We start from the raw sequence: 20,508 nt of genomic DNA, 5'->3' as shown, positions 1-20,508 counted from the left end.
TAATAAAATTTAGATACACAATCTTTATTATAAGTTATATATTTGAAGTTTGCTAATAGATAAATTTTATTAGTAAATAATTATATATTTAGAAAATTAATAGTTGAACATTGGTATATAAGAGTGTGATATACTCTTATATACATTTAATAAATTATAAAATTTTAATATATAAAGGAGAGATCTTATGAACGAATTTTTAAAGAAATATCCAGTACCTATTGTAGGTCTTATGCTAGGATTAGCAGCAACGGGAAATCTCATACAATCCTATGGAGAAGTATATCGTAATGTATTTGGAATAATATCTGCCATATTTCTTATTTTAATTTTTATAAAAATGGCTAAGTATCCTAAAGAAGTAGCAAAAAATTTAGAAAATCCAGTCATTGCAAGTGTATTTCCAACATTATCAATGGGAATCATGTTATTATCAACTTATTGTACATATTATACAAAATCATTTGCTTATATAATGTGGATTATGGGAATCGTTTTACATATTGTATTAATATTATGGTTTACCAAAAAATTTGTTTTTAATTTTAGCATTAAGAAAGTATTCCCATCTTGGTTTATAGTTTATGTGGGCATAGTAGTTGCAAGTGTAACTGCTCCTGTTTATAAAATGGAAAGCTTAGGTAAGTTACTGTTTTGGTTCGGACTTATAACATATTTAATACTTTTACCTATAGTAATTTATAGAGTTATAAAAGTAAAAAACATGCCTGAACCAACATTACCGACTATTCCAATATTTGCAGCTCCTGCTAGCTTATTATTAGCAGGATATATAAAATCATTTCAAACCAAAAATATGATAATAGTATGGTTTTTAATGGTATTATCTATAATTATGTATATATCAGTTATTGCTATGTTATTTAAACTTTTAAAATTAAAATTTTACCCAAGTTATTCTGGATTTACATTTCCACTTGTAATAAGCGGTATATCAATAAAACTGACAAATACATTCTTTATTAAATTTCATCAACCTATTTTTTTATTAAAATATTTAGTAAAATTTCAGGAGATAGTAGCTATTTCTATAACTTTATATGTATTAATTAGATATATTAAATTTCTTTTTTATAAAGAACAAAATGTTGTTAATGCCATGAAAAGCAATTAATAAGCGTTTATAGTAATTTAACTAGCACAACAGGTTAATTTAAGTAAATAAAGTATTTAAGAATGTTTAAATATTGAAAAATATCATAAAAAATAATTTAGAATTTGTTTTTAATATTGAAATAAGGTATGGGATTTATTTTTAATACTTTTAAAGATAAATAAATTAAATCCATACTTTTTTTATACTTTAATAATGATTATTAATAGTGTAGAATAAAAGAGTAGTGCAATATGAATAGTTATTATCAATTGATAACTTTTGAACTTTAAATAACTAAATTATAGTAACTTATGCAATTTAGTTAATATTACTACAGAATAAATATAAACATTATTTAGTTTATAACTATAAAGTATATAATGTTTGCATTAGTGGCAAGTTATAAAAATATGTGAAGTATAATTAATTTTGTTAAATGAGAATAGATTTAGTTTTGTATTAGGGACTTAAATAATAATGGAGGAATGTTATGCTTTCAAAAATAATAGGAAAAATTCAATCGGTTTTAAAAATTAATAAAAGCTACAGTAAATCATTGAAAGCTAATAAAAAACTTAAAATTTATCTCAAACATGCTATAAATAATAGAAGTAATTCTAAAGGTCAGTGTGATAATATTATACAACTTGAGCAAAATCTAAGCAAAGCAAAAAATCAAATTAGCATGGAATTAATACCAGAAATGTTATTTATAATGGATCACAAAGGGCATTTTATAGATTGTATTTCAAACGATGAAAAATTTTTACTGCTTATTAGAAAACATTTTATTGGAAAATCTATTTTTAAAGTTCTTCCTAAATATGTATCAAGAATAGTTTGGGAAAAAATAAAATTAGTGATTAAATACCGATCAATTGAGAGTTTTGATTATAAATCAGAAATTTTTAATAAGGATACTTATTTTCATATAACAATAGTTAAAAACAATGAAAAAGAAATATTTGCTATATGTAGAGATATTACATTTAAAAAGAAAAATGAATCAAAGCTTAAGATTAGTGAAGAAAGATATAAATCTCTTGTAAATGAGATGAAGCAAGGATTAATATTGTTTCAAGGTAAATCTAATAAAGAAAAAATTATAAATTTAAGAATTTTAGATACCAATATAAGTTATGAGAAACTAACAGGATTAAAAAAAGAAAATATATTAGGGAAAACTATTAGCGATGTATTTCCATATTTAAAATATAATATTATTAAAAAAATTCAACAAGTATTATTGACTGGTAAATCTCTACAGCTTGAAATATATATAAAACAAAAAAATCAATATTATGAAATTATAGTTTATAGACCACAAAACTCACAATTAGCAGCAATATTGACAGACATTACAGAAAGGAAAATTGCAGAAGAGGCTTTGAAAAATAGTGAATATAATTTTAGAAATATTTTTCAAAACTCATCAGATCCAATCTTAATAGTTCAAAATAATAAGGTTATAGATTGTAATTTAGCTATGCTTCATTTATTAGGATACCATTCAAAATTACAGATACTTAATAAAGATCCAGTTGCATTTTGGCCAGAAACACAACCAGATGGAGGAATCTCTAAACAAAAGGCTACTGAAATATATGAAATAGCAAGAAAAAATGGAAAGTATAAATTTGAATGGTGGTTTAAAACAATTAATGACGATTTGTTACCTGTAGAGGTAATGATGACTACTATATTAAATAATGGTGAAAAAGTTTTTCATTCTCTATGTAGAGATATTAGAGAAAGAAAAGAAATGGAAAATAAATTAAAATATTTAATTTATCATGACCAATTAACTGGATTGTATAATAGAAGGTTTTTTGAAGAAGAATTAAATAAATTAGAAGATGAAAATGTATTGCCTTTAACTGTAGTTATGGCAGATGTTAATGGATTAAAACTTGTAAATGATTCTTTTGGACATATTATTGGGGATGAATTATTAAAAAAAGTTGGGGAAGTTATAAAAGAAGGATGTAGAGATAATGATATTATTGCAAGGCTTGGAGGAGACGAGTTTGTAATTTTATTACCCAATACAGATATATATGAAACGGAACAAATTGTTAAAAATATTAATAATTTAGCTTCAAAAGAAACAGTAAATAATGTTGATATATCTGTTTCTTTTGGTTGGGGAACCAAGAGGAGAAAAGAGGAAAAAATTGAGGATGTAATAAAAATAGCTGAAGATTATATGTACAAGAAAAAAATTTTTGATGGACCAAGTATGAGAGGAAAAGCAATAAATACTATAATGAATAACTTATATGAAAAAGATAAAAGGGAAGAGGGACATTCTCATAGAGTTTCAAGTTATTGTGAATACATGGGAAAAGCTTTAGGATTAGCTGAGTATGAAATACAAGAACTTAAAACTGTTGGGTTGATTCATGATATAGGCAAAATAGCTATAGAAGAGAACATATTAAATAAACATGAAATTTTAACAGAAAATGAATGGCAACAAATGAAATTGCATCCCGAAATAGGATATAGGATAATTAATACAGTAAATAATATGTCAGAGATGGCAGAACATGTATTGTATCATCATGAAAGATGGGATGGAAAAGGATATCCTAAAGGGGTGAGGGGAACAGATATACCGCTTCAATCAAGAATAATTTCTATAGTGGATGCTTATGATATTATGACAACATATAAAATATGTAATAATGATTTAAAAGAAGAAGATGTAATAAGAGAATTAAAACTAAATGCTGGTACTCAGTTTGATCCAGAGCTTGTAAAAGTATTTATTGAAAAAGTATTGGGTAAATCAGCAGAATGAAATAAGAAAATAAAGAAGTTATAATTATTTACGAAATTTTAAATAAATTCATACTAAAGTAATATGTATTTTATAGTATGTAGATATTTATAAAAGTTCAATTAAAGGGGGATAATATGAATAATAAAATAGCAGTAATATATAAATCAAAGTATGGTAGTACAAGAAAATACGCTCAATGGATAGCAGAAGAAGTAAAAGGTGATCTGTTTAATTATTCAGAAATTAATATGGAAAAGTTAAGGGAATATGATACTGTAGTATATGGTGGAGGACTTTACGCTAGTGGTATTTCAGGTATAGAAATTATAAATAAAAATATGAATATTTTAAAGAATAAAAAAATAATAGTATATACAGTAGGACTTGCTTCAACAGATAAAAAAGAAAAGTTTATACCAATTATAGAAAAGAATTTTTCTCAATCTATGATAAATAGCATAAAGTTTTTTCATTTACGTGGGGCAATAGATTATAAAAGGCTAAGTTTAGTACATAGATCAATGATGGCAATACTTAAAAAAGTAATATCTAAAAAAAATAAGAATGAATTAACAGAAGAAGATAAAGAATTTCTAACTACTTATGGAGAAAAAGTAGATTTCACAGATAAAAGTACTGTAATGCTTTTAGTAGATCATGTTATAAATAATTAAGTAAAATATTATAACAAAACCTATATTAGATTATAGTATTTATATTTCTCTTTTATGTATATATCTATGTACCATATTATATTTATATAAGGTAATTTTAAATATAAATATACCATTAAAAATTATACATAAAATGTATGCATGTATAATATTTTATTTATATTATAAAATTTGGTATACTATATATAGACTTTATACATTAAGGTAGTTTAATATAAATATCTATAATTTACTTTAGAGTACAAGCTTAATTTAAATAATATGGTTAGACTAAAATATATATATTTGATTGTTAGTATTTATAATAATGTCTTAATATATTAAGTATGCAAATGTATTTTTATTTAGATATTATATAATATACTTAATTTATAGATAGAGGAGGAATAAACAAATGAATGCAATATTAAACAGAAGAAGTATAAGAAAGTATAAAGATATAAAGGTAAATGATGACATTGTCCAGGATTTATTAAAGGCGGCTATGGCAGCACCTTCAGCTGTGAATGAACAACCCTGGGAATTTGTAGTCTTAAGGGATAAATCTATTATGAAGAAGATAACAGAAGTACATCAGTATTCAAAAATGTTATTAGAAGCTGATGTAGCTATTGTGGTTTGTGGAGATGAGTCAAAAGAGATAGCAAAAGGATTTTGGGTACAGGATTGTTCTGCAGCTTCACAAAACATATTATTGCAAGCAGAAGAAAAAGGATTAGGTGCAGTATGGTTAGGTGTTTATCCTGTGGAAGATAGAGTTAATGGGGTAAAAGAAATTTTAGATTTACCAGATAACATAATTCCATTGTCAATAATATCTGTTGGATATCCAAATGAAGAAAAAAAACCACAAGATAGATTTGATGAAAGTAGAGTACATTATAATAGATGGTAATAAATTTGAATAAATATATTATATAAATTTATATTTTTTAAATATAAATAATAGTAGCTATATAAGATGGGAGAAAAGAAATATGTTAACAAATCATGTGGGAATAAAAGTAAGGGATATAGAGAATGCTCAAAAATTTTATTGCAATAATCTAGAATTTACATTTGAACATAAATATGAAGATGAGGATAAAATTCTTGTATTTATAAAAAATGAAAATTCTGTTATAGAATTAGTATATTCTAAAAATAATGCATATAGTTCAGTAAATAATGGAGTTATAGATCATCTAGCTTTTACAGTTACTGATATAAAAAAATATATTGATAAGTTGAAAAAAAACAATGTGAATTTTATTACCAATGAAATAACAGAAGTAGATGGTAAATTAATTATATTTTTTCAAGGCTCCGAAGAAGAAAAAATTGAATTAGTCCAGTATATATAAAATTATTGTAATTATTTATATTGCAGTAGTTAAATCATAAAAAGACTATGAATATAGCTAATATGGCTAAAGAGTTTCATAGTCTTTTCTTATGAAAATATTAAAAACTTATATTTTTAAGGAAAATAAAAAACAAATATAGTAAACTATATTTAATAAAGGGATATATCATAAGAAGGAGGATAGAATATGAATAATGCATATTGCTATGACACAAAAATTGGGAAAATAGTAATTATTGAAAATGGGAAATTTATAACTAATGTAAAATTTGATAAGAATATTCCAGAAAATATTAATATCTTTGAGAGTGAAATACTAAAAAATGCTCATAATCAACTTAAAGAATATTTTAGGGGGGAGAGAAAAGAGTTTAATTTACCCCTTGATCCACAAGGTACGGAATTTCAGAAAAAGGTCTGGGAAGAATTGCAGAAAATACCATATGGACAAACCTGTAGTTATAAAGATATTGCAGTAAGTATAGGTAATGAAAAGGCCTCTAGAGCAGTAGGGATGGCCAACAACAAAAATCCTATACCAATATTTATTCCTTGTCACCGCGTTATTGGAGCTAATGGAAATTTAGTAGGTTATGCAGGTGGATTAGAAATTAAAGAAATCCTTTTAAATACAGAAAAAGAAAATCTAAAACATGATAATTGGGGGAAATGTAATGAACTGTGAGGAATATAATTAGGATGAAAGGAATTAGTAGGAAGAAAATATTAGAGAATCTAAACCAACAGATAATAAAAGGTAATAATATTATTGGAGTGGCAACGGGTACAGGAATGACAGCTAAATATGCCAAGAAAGGTGGAGCTGATTTTATTCTTATGTTAAATTCAGGTAGATTTCGCCAAATGGGAAGAAGCTCATTAGCAGGTTTTTTACCATTTTATAATAGTAATGATATGGTAATGGATTTTGGATATAGAGAAATTATTCCTTTAGTAAGAGATATACCCATAATTTTTGGTATTAATGCAACAGATCCTACTAAAAATATGGAAAGCTACATAGATGAAATAAAAAATAAAGGATTTTCTGGTATTAATAATTATCCTACAATTGGATTAATAGATGGTAATTTCAATATGGCTCTTGAAGAAAATGGCTGTTGTTATACACTTGAAGTAGAGGCTATAAGAATAGCTCATGAAAAAGATATGTTTACTGTTGCTTTTGTATTTAATAATACGCAAGCAGTTCAAATGATTGATGCTGGAGCAGACGTTATATGTGTGCATTTAGGATTAACAAGTGGAGGGTTATTAGGAGCAAGAAAAGTTTTATCATTAGAAGATGCAAAGGTTAAATCACAAGAGATATTTGAAAAATGTAATGAATTAAAGCCTAATATAATTAAACTAATTTATGGAGGTCCTGTAAAAACACCTACGGATGTTAACTATATGTATAGTAATAACAAAAATCTAATGGGATATATAGGAGGTTCTGCCTTTGAGAGAATTCCTACTGAAAAATTTATTACAAATATAACAAAAGCTTTTAAAGTATCTTCTCAATTGGATGAAGAGGATTTAATGGTAAAAATGCTAGATGGAATTACAAAACACTATGATTATGTAGAATTCGTGAAAGAATATGTTAATCATAATTATATGGGTGAACTTTCTTTTTCAGATTTAGCTAAAGTAGCTCATGTATCTAGGGGATATTTAAGTACTTTATTTAAAAAAGAGGTAGGTTGTAGTTTTAGAGAATATTTAGTTAAATTTAGAATAGAAAAGGCTACAGAGATTTTAGATAAAAAAAATATTCAGTTATCAGAACTAGCAGCTTTAGTTGGTTATAAAGATTATGCACAGTTTAGTAAGATGTTTAAAAAGTATAAAGGTTGTTCCCCAAAACAATATAAGGCCAAAATATTACATAAAACCTAAATATAACAAAAACACAAAAACACATAATCTAGCAATATTTACATTATAAGACATAAGCAGTATGATTAATTTGTAATTAATCATACTGCCTTTATTTCAACAAAATATTTAGAATTTATTTATTTAATACTATAAAAGTTATATAAAAGCTAAGTCATGGGGAGGTTGAAGAATTGAAAACAATCGCAATTGCAGGAACATTTGATACTAAAGGTGCAGAATATGAATATATTAAAGAATTGATTGAAAGTTTAGGATTAAATACTTTTACAATTCACACAGGTGTGTTTGAACCAACATTCAAGCCAGATGTATCAAATAGTGAAGTAGCAGAGGCAGCAGGAATAGATATTCAAGAATTAGCTGCTAAAAAGGATAGGGCGTTAGCAACAGAATTATTATCAAAAGGCATGGAAAAATTAGTACTGGAATTATATAAGAAAGGGAAGTTTAACGGTATTATATCTCTTGGCGGTAGTGGAGGAACTTCATTAGTAACACCAGCTATGCGAGCATTACCTATAGGAGTTCCTAAAATCATGGTATCAACAGTAGCATCAGGAAATACAGCTCCATACGTAGGAACTAGTGATATTATTATGATGCCTTCAGTAGTGGATGTTGCAGGTCTTAACTCAATTTCAACAAAAATTTTTACAAATGCAGTATTTGCAATGGCTGGTATGGTTAGATTTGAAAACAAAAAAGTTATAGATAAGAAACCATTAATTGCTACAACAATGTTTGGAGTAACGACTCCATGTGTGAATGCAGCAAGAAAGTATCTTGAAGCTAAAGGATATGAAGTTCTTGTATTTCATGCAACAGGCATAGGTGGACGATCTATGGAAGCTCTTATTAATGCAGGATTTATTGAAGGCGTATTAGATCTTACTACTACAGAATGGGCAGATGAGATTATTGGTGGTGTGTTAAATGCAGGACCACATAGATTAGAGGCAGCAGCAAAAAATCATGTTCCTCAAATAGTATCTGTAGGTGCACTTGATATGTGTAATTTTGGACCTTATGATGCAGTGCCAGAAGAATTTAAAGGACGTAATTTATATAAACATAATCCAACAGTAACTCTTATGAGAACTAATGTGGAAGAAAACAAAAAGATAGGTGAGAAAATTGTTGAAAAGCTAAATATGGCAAAAGGTAAAACTGTTCTAATGTTACCACTAAAAGGAGTATCAGCTATTGATGTAAAAGGAGAGCCATTTTACGGAGTAGAAGAAGATAATATGTTGTTTGATACATTGAGAAAGGGAATAAATAGAGAAACTGTGGAATTAATAGAGATGAATTTTGCTATTAATGATGTAGAATTTGCAGAAATAGCTGCACAAAGATTAATAGATTTAATGAATAGATAAAACTATATAAGGGAGGACTTATAAATGAACACAATGACAAGAAAAGAGATTATGAAAAAATTCAAAGAAGAGGTTAAACAAGGAAAGGCATTAGTAGGTGTAGGAGCTGGAACTGGTATCACTGCTAAAAGTAGTGAAGCTGGTGGTGCTGATATGCTTATTATTTATAATTCAGGAAGATATAGAATGGCAGGACGTGGATCATTGGCAGGATTATTATCTTATGGAGATGCAAATCAAATCGTAGTTGAAATGGGGTCTGAAGTGTTACCTGTTGTAAAAGATACACCAGTATTAGCTGGTGTATGCGGAACTGATCCTTTTAGAGTTATGGATATATATTTAAAACAATTAAAAGATCAAGGTTTTAGTGGAGTACAAAATTTCCCAACAGTTGGTTTAATTGATGGTGTATTCAGACAAAACTTAGAAGAAACAGGAATGGGATATGGATTAGAAGTAGAAATGATTAGAAAAGCACATGAACTAGATATGCTTACAACTCCTTATGTATTTGATCCAGACCAAGCAAGGGCAATGGCACAAGCAGGAGCAGATATTTTAGTAGCTCATATGGGACTTACTACAAAAGGAACAATTGGTGCAAAAACAGCACTTACATTAGATGATTGTGTAAAGAAGATTGAGGCTATTATAAAAGCAGGTAGAGAAGTTAATCCAGATATAATGGTAATATGTCATGGTGGACCTATTGCAGAACCAGAAGATGCTAAGTATGTAATAGAAAGAACAGAAGGAATTGATGGATTCTTTGGTGCATCAAGTATAGAAAGACTTGCAGCTGAGAGAAGTATTAAAGTACAAACAGAAGCATTTAAATCAATAAAAAAATAAATCTATATAACATATCAATTTAGTTTGTAATAAATACTATAATTATAAATAAAAAGAACGTAGATAGAACTTGATAAATCTAGTACTATCTATGTTCTTTTTGTTTAGGTAGAAATCTTATAATTGGATATAGTTTAATCTAATAAAATGTATATATATTTAGTTAAACTATGGATATCCGTTAGAAAATACAAATTTATTATTTGTATATAAATGGTATATATGTTAAAATTTTAATTATAAAGTATATGGACAATAGAAAGAAGGGGATTATATGTCATCAAATGCAAAGGAAAAAACTCATCCAAAAGGCTTTTGGCTAATATGTTTTACAATCCTATGGGAAAGATTTAGTTATTATGGTTTGACCTCATTGGTGATACTATATTTCACAGCTACTGCATCTCAAGGTGGAGTTGGTTTATCAACGGCTAAGGCTACTATGCTTTTTGCTTGGTTTGCAGGGTTAGTTTATTTAGCTCCAGTCCTTGGTGGTATTTTAGGGGATAGATATCTAGGACAACAAAAATGTATAATTATAGGATCTTTCTTAGCAGTAATAGGGGACTTATTTTTATTTTTTAGCACAGGAAGTATAGGTTCTGTATATTTTGCTCTATTTATATTAATAGCTTCTAATGGTTTCTTTAAAGCAAATTGTGCAAATTTAGTTGGAGATTTATATCCTAAGAATTCTTCTTCTACTAAGGATGCTGCATATAATTTATTTTATAGTGCAGTAAATGTAGGTGCATTCATTGCACCAATAATAACAGGACTAATAGCAGATAATTGGTTTGCAGTAAAAAAAGGAAGTGAAATTATATCATACGGATATAAACAAGTATTCCTAGTATGTGCAATAGGTATGTTAATAGGTGCAATTGCATTTACTATGTTAGCACCAAAATATCTTGGGAATGTAGGTAAATATCCAGCAACTAAAAATAGTCAAGGTAAAAAGATTAAAAGCAACCCTCTTACAACTCAAGAAAAAAGAAGATGTACTGCAATGTTTATTATAACTGTATTTGTTATAGTATTTTGGACAGGATATTTTCAAAGTCAGAACTCATTTTTAATATATAGTAGAGATCATGTAAATAGAGTTATTGGTGGATTTGAAATCCCAGTAGCATGGCTAACATCACTTAATGCTATCTTATGTGTATTTTTAGCACCTTTAATAGGTTCTTTCTGGATAAAACTATCAAAAAGTGAAAAAGGAGATTTAACCATACCAACTAAAATGGGATTAGGAATTTTACTAATGGGCATTGGGTTCTTTATTATGGTAATATCAGTTTTATCTACAGGTGGTACAGGAGAAGGTGCAGCAAAAGCTAGTTTGGGTTGGATATGCTTAACTTATGTATTTAATACAGTAGGAGAGATATGTTTATCACCTATAGGACTTGCAATGTTTAATAAATTATCTCCAGATCGATATAAAAACTTCTTTATGGGAATATGGTATACTTCAACTTTCTTCTCAAGTCTAATCTCTGGAAAGCTTGCAGCTTTTACAGAGAATATGGGATTTTTATCTGTATTTAGATTAATAGCTATTTCTATGTTTATAATGGCTGCTGTTTTATTCCTTATGAGAAATAAACTTCATCATATGATGACAGATGAAGATCTTGAATTAAAAAATTCGCCAAATTTAAATATTTAATAAAATATATATACTTTTAATAAAAACCTCCTTACCAAAAAAGAAGGCCCTATAAATTATATGGTGCATATAAAAGATAGTTTTTAGCCCATATATTTATAGGCCTATCCTTTATATAATTATATGTGAGTTTGTTAAGTTAACTTGTTGTGCTAGTTAAACTCAGCTTACAGAATAATATTTTGCACATTAAACTAACGCTAAATCAGCTGACAGTAATATTAGTTGAGCATTATATTTAATGGTATAATAAGAATATTATTTAAATAAAGTATTATAATTTAAATACGATAAATGAGATATGTAAATTTAACATAATTTTAAAAGGAGGCTGAATTGGTGATAAAAATTCAAGCATATATAATAAATAAACAACAAGTTGCTAATTCATCTGAAACCAAACAAAGAAATTATAAAGAATATGCTACTTATACTTATAATATTAATGGATGTTTAAAAAGTATAAAATAGATTAGTTTTTTTAATGGAAGTAGTTATAAAATATTTAAGTATTTAATTACATATAGCGATATATATAATATTATAAAATATTGCATACGAAATGGGTGTTTGAAATATGAAAAAAATGAGTTTAGATGATTTAATTAGTAAAGTTGATGATATGCCTGTTCTACCAGATAGAATAAATAAAATAGTATCTCTTACAGAAGATCCTTACTCTGATGTAGCGGATTTAGAAAAGGAAATATTAACTGATCAAAGTCTTACATCAAAAATATTAAAACTAGCTAATTCAACATACTATGGATATGCTAGAAGAATTGATACTGTATCGGAAGCTACAGTACTTTTAGGTTCTCAAGCAATAAAAAGCTTAGCGCTTGCATCTGCAGTAAGTGAATATCTTGTAAAAGAACTTCCAGGAGGATATGGACTTGCAAAATATGATCTTTGGAATCAATCTCAGAGCTGTGCTATAATAGCAAGATTTATAGCTAAAAAATTTAAATATCCTAAAGCAGAACAAGCTTATGTAGCAGGACTTTTAAGGGATATAGGTAAAACTATATTAAACTATTACGTAGCAAAAGAGTATGAAAATATAATAGATAAAGTAGATAAACATGGAAAAACTTTCTTGGAGGCTGAAGAGGAGATCCTTGGGTTTAACCATGGACAAGTAGGAACTAAAATAGCTGAAAAGTGGAATTTCCCATTATCTTTAGTGGAAAGTATTAGATATCATCACTCACCAGAACTATGTAAGGAAGATCCTAAATTAGTTTCTATAGTACATATAGCTGATTCTATTACTATGATGTTAGGAGTGGGCATTGGAAATGATGGTTTAGCCTATAATTTTTCACAATTTGCACTTGAAACTTTAAATATAAGTCAGCAAGATATTGAAAATATAATTTGTGAATCAGTGGATTATTTAAATGATAATGATAGCTTCAATATTGTTTAAGTATAGCAATCAATAATATTAAAGAGTTAAAATGGTTATAAGTATATAAATTAATAATAAAAACATATATATTAAAAGTACATTGTCATAACAATTTAAAAAACAAATAAAAATAGACCTAATAAGAGAACTTTATATCTCATAAGTAGGTCTATTTTGTATTTAAAATCAATAATGAAAATTACTGTAAGAATATTATATATTTTTTACTTTGAATATATTGTAATTTATTTAAATTCCTTTTGCTAAAGAACTACTTAAATTAAGCTTTTCCTTAAATACAAATCTATAAGCTTGAATTATTATAGTAGGTAAAGCAGCCAAAATATAAATGTATATAAAATGTTCTATATTAAGAGGACTAACCTCAAATAATTTCTTTAAAGGATCAAAGGATAAAACTAAGTTTAATAAAAAGAATCCTGTAGAAAAAGCTATCCAAGTATATTTGTTAGAAAATACACCTATCTTAAAAATAGAACTATTAGAACGACAATTAAATCCATGGAATAATCTGCTTAGGCATAAAGTAGCAAAAGCCATAGTTGCTGCCAAGTTTTCACCATAGGAGCTTAAGCCTATATGAAAGGCTACCATAGTAAATATTGTGATTAATATGCCCTCACTAAATATGCCTTTTAAGAAATCTTTAGAAAGTATAGATTCATCTACATTTCTAGGCTTTTCATTTATTAAATCATTTTTAGTTTGTTCAACTCCAATGGCTATAGCCGGAAGACTATCTGTAAGTAAATTTATAAACAAAAGATGAACAGGAGCAAATGGTATAGGTAGAGCAAATAATGAAGCATACAAAACTGATAAAATACCAGCTGTATTTCCAGAAAGTAAAAATCTAATTGCATTTTTTATATTACTATAAATACTTCTACCATTAGAAATAGACTTAACAATGGTTGCAAAATTATCATCTGTCAAAATCATAGAAGCGGCATCTTTAGATACCTCAGTACCTGTTATACCCATTGCGATACCTATATCTGCTTGCTTTAATGCAGGAGCATCATTAACCCCATCACCAGTCATAGCTACAATTCTACCTTTTTCTTGCCATGCTTTTACTATTCTAATCTTATGTTCTGGAGAAACTCTAGCATATACAGATATATCTTCTACTTTGTTTTTTAGTTCTTCATCACTAATTTTGTCTAATTCTATACCTTCAATAGCTTCATCATTATTTCTTAATATTCCTATTTGCGATGCTATAGAAGAAGCCGTTATTTTATGATCACCTGTTATCATAACTGGCTTTATACCTGCTTGTATACATTGTTTAACTGCTTCAAAAGATTCTTGCCTTGGAGGGTCGATCATTGATATCAATCCTAAAAATATATAATTATTTTCATCATCCATAGAAAGCTGAATATTATCTTTCATTTCCTTATAAGCAAAAGCCAATACTCTTAAGCCTTTTTGTGAAAATTCATAATTAACGTTTTCGATTTTTTCTTTATCTTCCAAAGTGAATTCTTTTATACCTTCAGAAGTTCTTATGTATTTTATTCTTTTAAGAAGAACATCAACAGCGCCCTTTGTAATCATAAGATATTGTTCATCAATTTTATGAGAAGTACTCATAAGTTTTCTATTTGAATCAAAAGGTAATTCAGAAAGTCTTGCATAAGTTTTTCTTAGTTCCAATTCATCCAATGAATAATTTTTACCTAATTCCACAAAAGCTATTTCAGTAGGATCACCTATTTTTTTGTTTTGTTGGACAGTAGAGTCATTGCACAAAATAGAAGATTTAATTAGAAGATTTTCAATAGGGTTCTTTAAGTCAAATTCATTAGATTCAAATATTTTGTTGTTTGTATATATTTTTTCTGTTTTCATTTTATTTTGAGTAAGAGTGCCTGTCTTATCAGAGCATATTACAGAGACACATCCTAAGCCTTCTACAGCTTTAAGTTTTTTTATGATAGCATTTTCAGATGCCATTTTTTGAGTGCCAATAGCAAGTACAATAGTAACAATAGAGCTTAAGGCCTCAGGAATAGCAGCAACGGCTAGTGCTACTGCAAACATTAAGGAGTTTAATACAGATGATCCTCTATATATGTCTAATAAAAATATTAGAGCTGATATTCCTAAAATTATAATTGCTAACTTTTTACCGAAATCATCTAAACTTATTTGGAGAGGAGTTTTCTTTTGTGCTGTATTCTCAATAAGTGATGCTATTTTTCCTATTTCTGTATTCATACCAGTATTAGTTACAACTACAGTAGCCCTACCATAAGTAACAAAGCTGCCAGAAAATATCATGTTTTTTTGATCACCAAGTGCTATATTATTTTCTGATATAACATCTGATATTTTAAGAACACTTTCAGATTCTCCTGTTAGAGAACTTTCATTAACTTGAATAGAGTAGTTTTCTATTATCCTTCCATCGGCAGGTACATAATCCCCAGCCTCTAAAATCAAAATATCTCCAGGAACTATTTCTTTAGATAAGAGTTCTATTTTTTTACCATCTCTTATTACTTTGGCATGAGGGGATGATAGCTTTCTTAAACTATTTAAAGAATTCTCAGCCTTTACATGCTGAACTGTTCCTAATATAGCATTAAGAGTTATAACAGCAAAAATTACGATGGTACTTTCTATATTCCCTGTTACCATAGATATTATTCCTGCTATTATTAGTATAATTACTAAAAAATCCTTAAATTGTTCTAAGAAAACACTTAGAATTGTTTCTTTTTTCTTTTCTACTAATTCATTATATCCATATTGTTTTCTTTGGTTTTGTATTGATTGCGGGTCTAAACCATTTTTGGTCACATTAAAGTGTTCCATAATTTCTTCAATAGACCTTTGAAAATATTTTTCCATGCAAGCTTCCTCCTTATAGTTATAAATTAAAGTTTTAGAACGGATAAAGTTATATATTGTCAAAAGATATGGTTAGTTAGCTAACAAACAAAAAAGACCTTTAATATAATTCTTTTAGTTTCAAGAATTATATTAAAAGTCTTGTAACCAAATTTTGGCATATAACACCAGGTTAGAAAACTAACCGACATGTTGATGTTATATTTTATACTACTCCCTTTTAATAAAACGTAACAATATTTAACTTAACTATATGATATAACTTTATATAATGCTTGTCAATGGTAGAAATTATTTTATTTCTTAAAAAAATCAGCTGTAATATAATTAGTAATGCTAACTACATTAAAATAATTTTACAGATAAATAATAATTATCTATAAGGAGATGAAAAGTATATGTTAAAAGGTAGTGTGTTAGACATTGTAGTATACTTTGGAGGTATTGAGCATTTTGTATAAATAGAATATATGCCTCCCAATAATCAGTAAGATGTATTTTAAAATGAGGATATTAAATTGATAAATATAGATTATAAGAAAATAGGTTTAACAGAAAGATTTATTAATGAATCTACATTATATGATGGGTTATATATTGGTAGAGTAATGTCACAGTATAAGGATTTGTATAAAGTAATTACAAAAACAGGACAATTAATGGCTGAGGTTTCAGGTAAGTTTCGTTTTGATATAAAAAGTGTTTGTGATTTTCCATCAGTGGGGAATTTTGTAATGCTAGATAGAGATAGCAATATAAAAGGTAATGCTATTATACATCATGTATTAACTAGAAAAAGTGCTTTTATTAGAAAAGCTGCAGGTACATCAAATGAAAAGCAAATTGTTGCAGCTAATATTGATATGGTATTTATATGTATGTCATTAAATAATGATTTTAATCTTCGCAGAGTAGAACGATATATAGGCATTGATTGGAATAGTGGAGCTACCCCTGCAATTGTGCTTACAAAATCAGATTTATGTTGTGATATACAAAATAAGTTAAATAAATTGAATGATATAGCTGTTGGGACTGATATTATAGTCACATCAAGTAAAAGAGAAAATGGCTATAAAGAAATAGATAAATATATAAAAGAGGGTATAACTATAGCATTTATAGGATCTTCAGGGGTTGGTAAATCCACTCTTATTAATAAAATAATAGGGAAAGAATTGTTAAAGACTAATGAAATAAGTAGTTTTAATAAAGGAAAGCACACAACTACTAGAAGAGAAATGATACTTCTTGATTCAGGAGCAGTACTTATAGACACACCAGGAATGAGGGAAATAGGTGTAGAGAGTATAAATCTAAATAAATCCTTTGTAGATATAGAAGAGCTTGCAAAGGAGTGCAAATTTAGCGATTGTTCTCATACTAATGAACCTAAATGTGCTGTAATTGAAGCCATAGAAAAAGGGCTATTATCAAAAGAGAGGTTAGATAACTATAATAAATTAAAAAAAGAAGCTAAATATGAATGCTTAAATTCTAAACAAATTGAAAAAGAAAAAATAAATTCTATGTTTGGTAATTTGGGTGAAATGAAAAACGCAAGAAATCTAATGAAAGATAAGCAGAAGAAAAAAGGAAGATAACTAGAAAAAAATACAATTTATAAAAATATATAATGGGAACAATAAGAAAAACCTCTGTTTAACGCAGAGGTTTTATAATATTTTAAAACTAGTTCTTACTTAAAGCGTTAGTAAATATTATTTTATTAGATTTTTAATATAATTAAATAAAAAAGGCATTCACATTTTTAATAGTGAATAAAATTTATTATTATTAGTAAAATACGAATGGGCTTTCATACTTAATTTTACAAGTTTACAATTATTTAAACGGAAGTTTATTAAATACAGACAAATATAGAGACAATATTGATATATTAATAGCAAATTTATTGATTCATTACTATTTTAATTATGAATAATTTATGTTAATATTAATTATATACTTAGATTTTTCAGACAATTGAGTATTTTTTATGTCTTTTTAGCACTTTTTATCAAAATAGCTATTATATTATATTGTTTATAAACTAATATTTTATGTAGTTAAAATATTAATAGCATAAGTTATTTTACATTTTTATGGAGTATTAATAATAATTTTATTAGCAATTATGGAATACTAAATAATACTTTGACAATCAAAGTATTATTAAAATATAATTAACTATAACTTAAGGAGGACAAATGGATAACAACATAAGAGAATCATTAACTAATTTTATATTTATAGCTAGAATTAATCACGTACCTTTAAGTGAAGATCAAATTGATCATGATTTTGCTCTTGAGGGTAAAGATGTAGAAGAAAAAGATATACTTTTAATTTCTAAAAAGGTAGGCCTTAAGGCCAAAACAGTTGAGTTTGAGTATTCGGAATTAAAAAATATTTCATCTGCTTTTCTTATAGAAACAAAGGATAATAAATTTACTATAGTAACAGCAGCCAATGATGAAAAAGTGCTTTATTTTGACTTAGAGCATCAAAAAATTTCAGAAATTTCAAAAGAAAACTTTCTTAGTACATGGTCTGGTAGAGTAATATTAATAAAAAATAAAAGTATGAAAAATCTGAATATGAAGTTTGGGATAAAATGGTTTGCTAGCACTATATTAAAGTTTAAGAAATCTTTCATAGATGTATTAATAGCTGCATTTGTAATCCAAATTCTTTCTCTTACGGGACCTTTAATTATACAGGCTATAATTGATAAGGTGTTTGTACATAAGAGTTTTTCTACTTTAAAAGTATTAATGATAGCTTTAATTATTGTAAGTATTTTAGAGCTTATTATTGGCCTTGGGAAAAATTATGTATTTTCTCATGTAACTAATAAAGTAGATGTAATTTTAAATTCAAGGATATTCAATCATTTATTTAGACTTCCCTTTGGTTTCTTTAAAAATAGAAGAACAGGAGAAATTATTGCAAGAATAAGAGAGGTTGAAAATGTACGTCATTTCTTAACAGGCGTTCCTTTATCATCAGTGCTAGATATATTGTTTTTAATAGTGTACATAATAGTTCTGTATATTTATAGTTTTTCTTTAGCTAATATAGTAATGTTAACAATCCCCGCATTTATAATACTATATGCTATAATAACCCCTTTATTCAAAAAACAATTAGATGAAAAGTTCAAATATAATGCAGAAATGCAAAACTATTTAGTTGAATCTGTAACAGGTGTAGAAACTGTAAAATCTTTTTCTCTTGAGGCTTTAAGTCAGAAAAGATGGGAAGATAAGGTGGCAGATTACTCCACATCAGCTTTCAAAACTTCAATGATTGCAGGTACTTCAAATGCTGTGGCTCAGTTTATACAAAAAGTATCGGATGCCATAATACTTTGGGTAGGAGCTTATATGGTTATGAGTCAAAAAATAACAATCGGACAACTTATAGCTTTTAGAATGATTTCCGCAAGACTTAATCAACCAATACTTAGATTGGTTAATTTATGGCAAGAATTTCAACAGATGAGAGTTTCTATAGAAAGACTTGGAGATATATTTAATACTGCACCAGAACCAAGTTCAGATGGAAATAAAATTAGAATGCCAAAAATACAGGGAGATGTTGAATTCAAAAATGTAACCTATAGATATGCACCTAATACTCCAGAAGCCATAAGAAATATGTCCTTCAAAGTTCCAAAAGGAAAGGTAGTTGGAATTGTTGGTAGATCAGGTTCTGGTAAAAGTACATTGTCCAAACTTATGCAGAGATTATATATACCAGAAAGCGGGAAAATAACCATAGATGGAGTGGACTTATCGCTATCAGATCCAAGTTGGCTTAGACGACAAATAGGAGTAGTACTTCAAGAAAATTGCCTTTTTAGTGGAAGTATAAAAGATAATATATGTATACATTATCCTCAGGCTACTATGGAGGAAGTTGTGTACTGTGCAAAACTTGCAGGTGCTCATGAATTTATAGTAGGACTTCCAGGAGCTTATGAAACAGAGGTGGGAGAAAGAGGGGCAGCATTATCAGGAGGACAACGTCAAAGAATAGCAATAGCAAGAGCTTTAATAACAAATCCAGCTATATTGATATTTGATGAGGCAACTTCGGCATTAGATTATGAGTCAGAAAGCATAATACAAAGAAATCTAAAACATATATGTAAAAATCGTACAGTTTTTATAATTGCTCACAGACTTTCTACAATAAAAGATTGTGATGGGATACTAGTTTTAGATAAAGGAAATCTTGTAGAGGTTGGATCCCATAAGGACCTTATAGATAGGAAGGGATTATATCATCACCTATTCAGTCAACAGGATGCTCACTAGGTTTTAAGATAACTTTATTATTAAATATTTATTATGAGTATATTTATAAACTGAATTGTCAAAATTTTGGATAAAATTAGTAATCTACAAATAAAATAAATAATCTGAAATATAGTTAAGGAAAGAAAAAATATAACAT

The 20,508-nt window shown here is 27.4% G+C and carries 15 protein-coding genes; 14 read left to right on the top strand and 1 reads right to left on the bottom strand.

The window, feature by feature from the left end; genetic code table 11:
- Positions 1–187: 187 nt before the first annotated feature.
- From NGI68_RS01215 to NGI68_RS01165, 12 genes are all read left to right on the top strand, one after another.
- Complete coding sequence (locus NGI68_RS01215) at positions 188–1,135, top strand: TDT family transporter (protein WP_251859659.1); 948 nt, start codon at positions 188–190, stop codon at positions 1,133–1,135.
- A 472-nt stretch (positions 1,136–1,607) separates the two neighbouring features.
- The gene (locus tag NGI68_RS01210) at positions 1,608–3,920 is read left to right on the top strand and encodes a diguanylate cyclase domain-containing protein (RefSeq protein ID WP_251859658.1); all 2,313 of its coding nucleotides are present in this window, start codon (positions 1,608–1,610) and stop codon (positions 3,918–3,920) included.
- Positions 3,921–4,036: 116 nt separating this feature from the next.
- Positions 4,037–4,576 carry a flavodoxin domain-containing protein gene (locus tag NGI68_RS01205; protein ID WP_251859657.1) on the top strand — a complete coding sequence of 180 codons (540 nt, stop codon included), beginning with the start codon at positions 4,037–4,039 and terminating at the stop codon, positions 4,574–4,576.
- Positions 4,577–4,970: 394 nt separating this feature from the next.
- On the top strand, positions 4,971–5,471 hold the full coding sequence (locus NGI68_RS01200) for a nitroreductase family protein (protein WP_251859656.1): 501 nt from the start codon (positions 4,971–4,973) through the stop codon (positions 5,469–5,471).
- An 82-nt stretch (positions 5,472–5,553) separates the two neighbouring features.
- Positions 5,554–5,919 carry a VOC family protein gene (locus NGI68_RS01195; RefSeq protein ID WP_251859655.1) on the top strand — a complete coding sequence of 122 codons (366 nt, stop codon included), beginning with the start codon at positions 5,554–5,556 and terminating at the stop codon, positions 5,917–5,919.
- A gap of 189 nt (positions 5,920–6,108) precedes the next feature.
- The gene (locus NGI68_RS01190; RefSeq protein ID WP_251859654.1) at positions 6,109–6,606 is read left to right on the top strand and encodes a methylated-DNA--[protein]-cysteine S-methyltransferase; all 498 of its coding nucleotides are present in this window, start codon (positions 6,109–6,111) and stop codon (positions 6,604–6,606) included.
- A 14-nt stretch (positions 6,607–6,620) separates the two neighbouring features.
- On the top strand, positions 6,621–7,829 hold the full coding sequence (locus NGI68_RS01185) for a phosphoenolpyruvate hydrolase family protein (protein WP_251859653.1): 1,209 nt from the start codon (positions 6,621–6,623) through the stop codon (positions 7,827–7,829).
- Positions 7,830–8,002: 173 nt separating this feature from the next.
- A complete protein-coding gene (locus NGI68_RS01180) occupies positions 8,003–9,211 on the top strand; it encodes a Tm-1-like ATP-binding domain-containing protein (protein ID WP_251859652.1) in 1,209 nt (402 codons plus the stop codon).
- A gap of 24 nt (positions 9,212–9,235) precedes the next feature.
- Positions 9,236–10,066, top strand: coding sequence for a phosphoenolpyruvate hydrolase family protein (locus NGI68_RS01175; RefSeq protein ID WP_251859651.1), 831 nt, complete (start codon positions 9,236–9,238; stop codon positions 10,064–10,066).
- A 274-nt stretch (positions 10,067–10,340) separates the two neighbouring features.
- The gene (locus NGI68_RS01170) at positions 10,341–11,744 is read left to right on the top strand and encodes a peptide MFS transporter (RefSeq protein WP_251859650.1); all 1,404 of its coding nucleotides are present in this window, start codon (positions 10,341–10,343) and stop codon (positions 11,742–11,744) included.
- Positions 11,745–12,083: 339 nt separating this feature from the next.
- A complete protein-coding gene (locus tag NGI68_RS16900) occupies positions 12,084–12,215 on the top strand; it encodes a hypothetical protein (RefSeq protein WP_286010066.1) in 132 nt (43 codons plus the stop codon).
- 106 nt (positions 12,216–12,321) lie between these two features.
- Positions 12,322–13,176 carry an HDOD domain-containing protein gene (locus NGI68_RS01165; protein WP_251859649.1) on the top strand — a complete coding sequence of 285 codons (855 nt, stop codon included), beginning with the start codon at positions 12,322–12,324 and terminating at the stop codon, positions 13,174–13,176.
- A gap of 231 nt (positions 13,177–13,407) precedes the next feature.
- Here the strand turns inward: NGI68_RS01165 and NGI68_RS01160 are convergent, their stop codons facing one another.
- Complete coding sequence (locus tag NGI68_RS01160; RefSeq protein WP_251859648.1) at positions 13,408–16,044, bottom strand: cation-translocating P-type ATPase; 2,637 nt, start codon at positions 16,042–16,044, stop codon at positions 13,408–13,410.
- A 518-nt stretch (positions 16,045–16,562) separates the two neighbouring features.
- Between NGI68_RS01160 and rsgA the strand changes: the two genes are divergently transcribed.
- Positions 16,563–17,648: a ribosome small subunit-dependent GTPase A gene (gene rsgA / locus NGI68_RS01155; protein ID WP_251859647.1), complete on the top strand. Its 1,086-nt coding sequence runs from the start codon at positions 16,563–16,565 to the stop codon at positions 17,646–17,648.
- A gap of 606 nt (positions 17,649–18,254) precedes the next feature.
- Positions 18,255–20,369 carry a peptidase domain-containing ABC transporter gene (locus NGI68_RS01150; RefSeq protein WP_251859646.1) on the top strand — a complete coding sequence of 705 codons (2,115 nt, stop codon included), beginning with the start codon at positions 18,255–18,257 and terminating at the stop codon, positions 20,367–20,369.
- Positions 20,370–20,508: the final 139 nt, after the last annotated feature.

The organism is Clostridium sp. Marseille-Q2269, from assembly GCF_943736985.1.
Taxonomy (GTDB): domain Bacteria; phylum Bacillota; class Clostridia; order Clostridiales; family Clostridiaceae; genus Clostridium_F.
This window is presented reverse-complemented; position numbering and strand designations above follow the sequence as displayed.

Excerpts from the sequence above, each read along its gene's own strand:
- NGI68_RS01215 (WP_251859659.1), top strand. The coding sequence starts at position 188 with ATGAACGAATTTTTAAAGAAATATCCAGTACCTATTGTAGGTCTTATG.
- NGI68_RS01210 (WP_251859658.1), top strand. The coding sequence starts at position 1,608 with ATGCTTTCAAAAATAATAGGAAAAATTCAATCGGTTTTAAAAATTAAT.
- NGI68_RS01205 (WP_251859657.1), top strand. The coding sequence starts at position 4,037 with ATGAATAATAAAATAGCAGTAATATATAAATCAAAGTATGGTAGTACA.
- NGI68_RS01200 (WP_251859656.1), top strand. The coding sequence starts at position 4,971 with ATGAATGCAATATTAAACAGAAGAAGTATAAGAAAGTATAAAGATATA.
- NGI68_RS01195 (WP_251859655.1), top strand. The coding sequence starts at position 5,554 with ATGTTAACAAATCATGTGGGAATAAAAGTAAGGGATATAGAGAATGCT.
- NGI68_RS01190 (WP_251859654.1), top strand. The coding sequence starts at position 6,109 with ATGAATAATGCATATTGCTATGACACAAAAATTGGGAAAATAGTAATT.
- NGI68_RS01185 (WP_251859653.1), top strand. The coding sequence starts at position 6,621 with ATGAAAGGAATTAGTAGGAAGAAAATATTAGAGAATCTAAACCAACAG.
- NGI68_RS01175 (WP_251859651.1), top strand. The coding sequence starts at position 9,236 with ATGAACACAATGACAAGAAAAGAGATTATGAAAAAATTCAAAGAAGAG.
- NGI68_RS01170 (WP_251859650.1), top strand. The coding sequence starts at position 10,341 with ATGTCATCAAATGCAAAGGAAAAAACTCATCCAAAAGGCTTTTGGCTA.
- NGI68_RS01165 (WP_251859649.1), top strand. The coding sequence starts at position 12,322 with ATGAAAAAAATGAGTTTAGATGATTTAATTAGTAAAGTTGATGATATG.
- NGI68_RS01160 (WP_251859648.1), bottom strand. The coding sequence starts at position 16,044 with ATGGAAAAATATTTTCAAAGGTCTATTGAAGAAATTATGGAACACTTT.
- NGI68_RS01150 (WP_251859646.1), top strand. The coding sequence starts at position 18,255 with ATGGATAACAACATAAGAGAATCATTAACTAATTTTATATTTATAGCT.